Source organism: Nonomuraea rhizosphaerae (assembly GCF_019396405.1).
Lineage (GTDB): Bacteria > Actinomycetota > Actinomycetes > Streptosporangiales > Streptosporangiaceae > Nonomuraea > Nonomuraea rhizosphaerae.
Map to the genome: position 1 here is coordinate 1 of NZ_JAHKRL010000172.1, position 6,374 is coordinate 6,374.

Genomic DNA, 6,374 nt, shown 5'->3' on the forward strand with positions numbered 1-6,374 from the left:
CCTCCCGCGTCCGCGGGGAGGCGCCCGCCGGCCACGGCGGCGTCGGTGAGCGTCGTCGTCGAGCCGCCGAACACCAGCGCCTCCTCCGCGATCCGGTACCCGACCGAGTCCGGGCCGACCCGGGCTCCTGCTTGGTCCGGCCTCGACCGCTCCGGCCCGCGCACCACGGTGCCGCCGCCCAGCGCGATGGCCAGGATGTCCGGCATCCGGAAGTTCGTCAGCACGCCGCCGATCTCCACGGCCGCCGCCGACTCCCTCGGGAACCCGCCGGCCAGCACCCCCAGGTCCGTGGACGTCCCGCCCACGTCCGCCACGATCGCGTCGGCCACCCCCGACAGGAACGCCGCCCCGCGCAGCGAGTTCGCCGGCCCCGAGCCGATCGTCGAGACAGGCAGCCGCGCGGCGTGCTCCACCGTCATCAGCGTGCCGTCGTTCTGCGCCAGGTACGGGCGGGCGCCCAGCCCCCGTTCGGCCAGCGCCGTCACCAGGGCCTCGACCACGTGGGCGGCCACCCCGTACAGGGCGGCGTTGAGCACGGTCGCGTTCTCCCGCTCCAGCAGGCCGAGCGAGCCGATCTCGTGGCTGACCGACACCGGCAGGCCGTACTCGCTCCTGATCAGCTCCTCGACCACCCGCTCCTGGTCGGCGCTGGCCGGGCTGAACACGCCGGTCACCGCCACCGCGTCCACCTTCGCGCCGTTCCCGCCGCTGCTCCCCGCGTGGGGGCCGCCCGCGCCCAGCCCGTCCAGGAAGCGCCGGATCGCGTCCGGGTCGAGCGGGCTGATCTCCCGCCCGTCCACGTAGTGGCCGCCCGGGACGATCGCCTCGCCCGCCGACACGACCTTGCGCAGGTCGTCCGGCCAGTCGGACAGCGGCGGCACGGCGGTCGTGGCGGGCGCCCCGAGCCGCAGGACGGCCACCCGGCCGAGGTTCCTGCGCTCCAGGATCGCGTTGGTCGCGTGGGTGGTGCCGAGCATGACCCTGCCCACCCGTTCCCACGAGCTCAGCTCGGCCAGGACGGCGTCCAGGGCCGCGCGCAGCCCCTCGGTCACGTCCGGCGTCGTCGGCCGCTTGGCCTTGGCGATCACCCGGTCGGCCGCGTCCAGCACGACGGCGTCCGTGTTCGTGCCGCCGACGTCGATCCCGATCCGCAACGCGCCCTCAGTCACGCGGCTCCCCCTCCCCCTCGGCCAGCTCCTCGATCGGCACGTACTCCAGGTCGTAGCCGAACGCCCGCGGCCCCGCCGTCTCCAGCCCCTTGGGCGTGCGCCAGAGCGGGTCGCACGGCCAGGCGAGCACCGTGACGCGCTGGCCGTACCGCAGGCTCTCGGTCTGGACGGCGACGGCCGTCTCGGTGTCGACCACGGTGATCAGGTCCGGCACCATGGCCCGGGGCCGGCCGTTCTCGACGGCGACGAGGTTCTCGTTCTGCAGCTCCAGCGTCAGCGTGCGGCCGCGGTCGTCGCCCGTGCCCTCGACGGTGGCGGTGCCCCTGACGAAGCCGCCGGTCGTGCGGCGTTCGACGTCGGTCAGCTTGCCGGTGATCAGCCTGGCCGCGCCGAGCCGCTCCGCCAGGGCGCGCAGCGGGTCGGCCGCGCCCTCCGTGGAGCGGCCGATGGCCAGGGCGCGGGTGACCGTCCCCTCGATGACGGCGCCGCGGGCGCGGGCGGCGGTGAGCACGTAGTCGGCCATCAGCGCGTGCGAGCCCGCCGCCACGCAGACGGCGCGTGCCAGCCGTTCCGACCAGAGGCCGTCGATGGGGCGAATCGTCACGATGTTTCCAACGATGTCAGACATGATGACGAGGTCCGCGGGCAGCCCCGCCACGTACATCGACACCATCTGCACCTCGGGGAAGGCCCGCCCCATGGCGTCCGCGTCGAGCAACGGCACCCCGAGCTGGGCGGCCCAGGCGACGGGCGCGACGCCGTTCGCGCCGCCGATCTCCGACGACATGATCGCCGACGGGCGGCGGCCGAAGATCCGCTCGATCTCCTCCGCGATCCGCAGGGGCTCGTCCTCGCCGTGGATCATCTCGTGGCTGACGGTTGGCGCGCCGATGCCGGACAGCGGCACGACCAGCGCGTCGTCCGGCAGGTCCGCCAGTTCGACGAGCGGGACGGGGCCGTGGGCCTGGATCGACCTGATCGCCGCCAGCGACCCGGTGCGCACGTCCCCGCCACCTCCGGTGCCCAGGACGGCGCAGCCTCGGGCGAGGGCGGGGATGTCACTGATGTCAATACTCATATGGCGACACAACCAAGCACATAGGGGCGCATTACGCCAGTCAGAGTGCCGTTACACGGACCGGTCAGCGCGCGTAAAGCGGCACCGCACCGTCTCTTCCTCTTAGTGTTCTTCGTGGTGGCATGCTCGTGGTGGCGGGCATGTTCCTGTCCCCATACCCGATCTGCCGGAAAGGCGAGCGTGACGATGCGGATCTCGGTGGCGGCCGACAGCCTCGACGGTGTGGCCGAGCGGGTCGTGGAGGAGCTACGTACGCGCGGCCACGAGGTCGTCACCCACGGGGCGCTCAACGCCGCCGAACGCGACGACTGGGCCTGGGCCTGCGAGCTGGCCGCCCGCGACGTCAGCGAGGGACGTGCCGACCAGGCCGTGGTGTGCTGCTGGACCGGCACCGGGGCCTCGATCGCGGCCAACAAGGTGCCCGGCGTGCGGGCCGCCCTGTGCGTGGACGCGTACACGGCCGACGGCGCCCGCAAGTGGAACGACGCCAACGTGCTGGCGCTGAGCCTGCGGCTGACGTCCGAAGTGGTGCTCGAGGAGATCCTGGACGCCTGGCTGCGCGGCGAGCCGAGCGTGGACGCCGCCGACCGGGCGAACATCACCCACCTGGACACCATCTGACCCGCGTCCCCGCCCCCGGTCAGCGATAGCGGTCTCCGCCGAGGAGCGGAAATCGTCGGTGCCACCATTTAGGGTTCTCGGCATGACCGACGTCCTCCTCCGCGGCGGCCGCCCGTGGGGTCACGAGGCGCCAGCCGACATCCTCGTACGCGACGGGCGCATCGACCGGGTCGCCCCCGGCATCGACGCGCCCGCCGCGGCCACGTACGACATCGCCGGCCAGCTCGTGCTGCCCGGCCTCGTCGAGGCTCACTGCCATCTCGACAAGACCCTCTACGGCGGCCCGTGGATCCCCCACTCGGCCGACGACACCCTCGCCGGCCGCATCGGCAACGACCTGGGCAGACGCGCCGAGCTGGGCGTCCCCAGCGTCGAGCGGATCAGCGCGCTGCTGGGGCGGATGAGCGCGTACGGCACCACCCATGTCCGCACGCACACCGACATCGACCCCGAGGTGGGGCTGCGCGGCGTCGAGGCCGTCGGTGAGGCCGCCGCCGGCTCCCCGCTCGACGTGCGCCAGGTAGCCTTCCCGCAGCACGGCGTGCTGAGCAACCCCGGCACGGCCGAGCTGCTGGAGGAGGCGCTCAAGAGCGGCGTCGAGGCGATCGGCGGCATCGACCCGGCGGGCGGCGACCGCGACCCCGTGCGCCACCTCGACCTGATCTTCGGGCTGGCCGAGCGCTACGGCACGCACCTCGACATCCACCTCCACGACGGCGGCTCGCTCGGCGGCTGGGAGCTGGAGCTGATCACCGAGCGCACCAAGGCGCTCGGCCTGGGCGGCAGGGTGGCGGTCAGCCACGCGTACGCGCTGGGCGAGCTCGACGCCGCCGCTCAAGACCGTCTGGTGCGGGGGTTCGCCGAGGCCGGGGTGGCGCTGGTGACCGGCGCCGTCTACAGCTACCCGATCCCGCCGGTGAAGAAGGCCAGGGCCGCGGGGGTGACGGTCGCGTGCGGCCACGACGGCATCCGCGACCTGTGGGGGCCGTACGGCAGCGGCGACATGCTGGAGCGGGCGATGCACCTGGCCTACCGCAGCACGTTCCGCAGGGACGAGGACATCGAGCTGGCGCTGGAGGCGGCGACCTACGGCGGCGCCCGGGTGCTCGGCATCGACGCGTACGGGCTGGATCCCGGCCACCGGGCCGACCTCGTGGTGGTGCCGGTGGGCGGCGCGGCCGAGGCCGTGGTCGTTCACCCTGCGCGCACTCTGGTCATGAAAGACGGCTCCGTCCTGCACAATTGACCGGCGGGACCATCGAAAGGCAGGCAAGTGCTCTCTATTCACCAGCGGATCGCGGAAGAGCTAGGCGTGCGCGACGGGCAGGTGCGATCGGCGGTCGAGCTGCTCGACGGCGGCGCGACCGTGCCGTTCATCGCCCGCTACCGCAAGGAGGCCACCGGCGCCCTCGACGACGCGCAGTTGCGCACGCTCGAGGAGCGGCTGCGCTACCTGCGCGAGCTGGAGGAGCGCAGGGCGGCGATCCTGGAGTCGATCGAGTCTCAGGGCAAGCTCGACGACGAGCTGCGCGCCCAGATCATGGCGGCCGAGACCAAGGCCCGCCTGGAGGACATCTACCTCCCGTACAAGCCCAAGCGGCGCACCAAGGCGCAGATCGCCCGCGAGCTGGGGCTGGAACCGCTGGCCGACCAGCTCCTGGCCGACCCGGGCCTCGACCCGGAGGCGACCGCGCAGGGCTTCGTCACCGAGGGCGTCGCCGACGCGGGCGCCGCGCTCGAAGGCGCCAGGGCCATCCTCATCGAGCGCTTCGCCGAGGACGCCGACCTCATCGGCGGCCTGCGCGAGCAGCTGTGGAGCCGGGGCCGGCTCACCTCCAAGGTCCGCGAGGGCAAGGAGGAGGCGGGGGCGAAGTTCTCCGACTACTTCGAGTTCGGCGAGCCGTTCACGAAGCTGCCCTCCCACCGCATCCTGGCCATGTTCAGGGGCGAGAAGGAGGAGGTGCTGTCGGTCACGCTGGAGCCCGACGACAGCCCCGAGTACGAGATGCGCATCGCCTCCCGCTTCGGCGTCTCCGACCAGGGCCGTCCGGCCGACCGCTGGCTCAACGAGACCGTGCGGTGGGCCTGGCGCACCCGCATCCTCGTCCACCTCGGCATCGACCTGCGGATGCGGCTGTGGCAGGCGGCCGAGGACGAGGCGGTGCGGGTCTTCGCCACCAACCTGCGCGACCTGCTGCTGGCCGCCCCCGCCGGCACCCGGGCGACGATGGGCCTCGACCCGGGCCTGCGTACGGGCGTGAAGGTCGCCGTGGTCGACGCCACCGGCAAGGTCGTCGAGACCGCCACCATCTACCCGCACGAGCCGAAGCGGCAGTGGGACCAGTCGCTGGCCGTGCTGGGCGCGCTGGCGCAGAAGCACGGCGTCGAGCTGATCGCGATCGGCAACGGCACCGCCTCGCGCGAGACCGACAAGCTGGCCGGCGAGCTGGTCCAGCACATGCCGTCGGTGACCAAGGTCGTGGTGTCGGAGGCGGGCGCGTCCGTCTACTCGGCCTCCGCCTACGCCTCCGCCGAGCTGCCCGAGCTCGACGTGTCGCTGCGCGGCGCGGTCTCCATCGCGCGCCGGCTCCAGGACCCGCTGGCCGAGCTGGTCAAGATCGACCCCAAGTCGATCGGCGTCGGCCAATACCAGCACGACCTGGCCGAGACCAAGCTGTCGCGCTCGCTCGACGCGGTGGTCGAAGACTGCGTCAACGCCGTGGGCGTCGACGTCAACACCGCCTCCGCGCCCCTGCTGACCCGCGTGTCCGGCATCGGCTCCACGCTGGCCGAGAGCATCGTGCGCCACCGCGACTCCAACGGCCCGTTCCGCACCCGTACGGCGCTGAAGGACGTGGCCCGGCTCGGCCCCAAGGCGTTCGAGCAGTGCGCGGGCTTCCTGCGCATCCCCGGCGGCGACGACCCGCTCGACGCCTCCAGCGTGCACCCCGAGGCCTACCCGGTCGTGCGGCGCATCCTCGACACGGTCAGCTCCGACCTCAAGTCGCTGATCGGCAACACGGCGACGCTGCGCGCGATCAAGCCGCAAGACTTCACCGACGACACCTTCGGCCTGCCCACCGTCACCGACATCCTCGGTGAGCTGGAGAAGCCCGGCCGCGACCCCCGCCCCGCCTTCAAGACCGCGACCTTCAAGGAGGGCGTGGAGAAGATCTCCGACCTGCAGCCGGGGATGATCCTGGAGGGCGTGGTGACGAACGTGGCGGCGTTCGGGGCGTTCGTGGACGTCGGCGTGCACCAGGACGGCCTGGTCCACGTCTCCGCCATGTCCCGAAATTACGTGAAAGATCCGCGCGACGTCGCCAAGCCCGGCGACATCGTCCGCGTCAAGGTCCTCGACGTGGACATCCCTCGCAAGCGCATCTCCCTCACCCTGCGCCTGGAGGACGAGACCACCGCCTCCGGCGGCCCCGACGCCCGCCCGTCGCGCGGCTCCCGCCAGGGCGGCCGCGACGGTTCCCGCGGCGACACCGGCCGCGGCGGCC

General features: G+C 72.9%; 5 protein-coding genes. 3 read left to right on the top strand and 2 right to left on the bottom strand.

All coding sequences use genetic code 11. The features are described from left to right. Positions 1-1,169, bottom strand: a 1,169-nt coding sequence (locus tag KME77_RS08560; RefSeq protein ID WP_219463723.1) for a hydantoinase/oxoprolinase N-terminal domain-containing protein, incomplete at its 3' end; no start/stop codon positions are given. Then, positions 1,162-2,247, bottom strand: a complete 1,086-nt coding sequence (locus tag KME77_RS08565; RefSeq protein WP_246609437.1) for an S-methyl thiohydantoin desulfurase family protein — start codon at positions 2,245-2,247, stop codon at positions 1,162-1,164. The genes KME77_RS08560 and KME77_RS08565, both read right to left, overlap by 8 nt. 186 nt (positions 2,248-2,433) lie before the next feature. Here KME77_RS08565 and KME77_RS08570 point away from each other — a divergent pair, with 186 nt between their 5' ends. The 3 genes from KME77_RS08570 to KME77_RS08580 form a co-directional block, all read left to right on the top strand. Continuing rightward, positions 2,434-2,868, top strand: coding sequence for an RpiB/LacA/LacB family sugar-phosphate isomerase (locus KME77_RS08570; RefSeq protein ID WP_246609439.1), 435 nt, complete (start codon positions 2,434-2,436; stop codon positions 2,866-2,868). 82 nt (positions 2,869-2,950) lie between these two features. After that, positions 2,951-4,114 carry an amidohydrolase gene (locus KME77_RS08575; protein ID WP_219463725.1) on the top strand — a complete coding sequence of 388 codons (1,164 nt, stop codon included), beginning with the start codon at positions 2,951-2,953 and terminating at the stop codon, positions 4,112-4,114. 27 nt (positions 4,115-4,141) lie between these two features. Then, on the top strand, positions 4,142-6,374 hold a 2,233-nt coding region (locus KME77_RS08580), incomplete at its 3' end, for a Tex family protein (RefSeq protein WP_308250619.1).

Excerpts from the sequence above, each read along its gene's own strand:
- KME77_RS08570 (WP_246609439.1), top strand. The coding sequence starts at position 2,434 with ATGCGGATCTCGGTGGCGGCCGACAGCCTCGACGGTGTGGCCGAGCGG.
- KME77_RS08565 (WP_246609437.1), bottom strand. The coding sequence starts at position 2,247 with ATGAGTATTGACATCAGTGACATCCCCGCCCTCGCCCGAGGCTGCGCC.
- KME77_RS08575 (WP_219463725.1), top strand. The coding sequence starts at position 2,951 with ATGACCGACGTCCTCCTCCGCGGCGGCCGCCCGTGGGGTCACGAGGCG.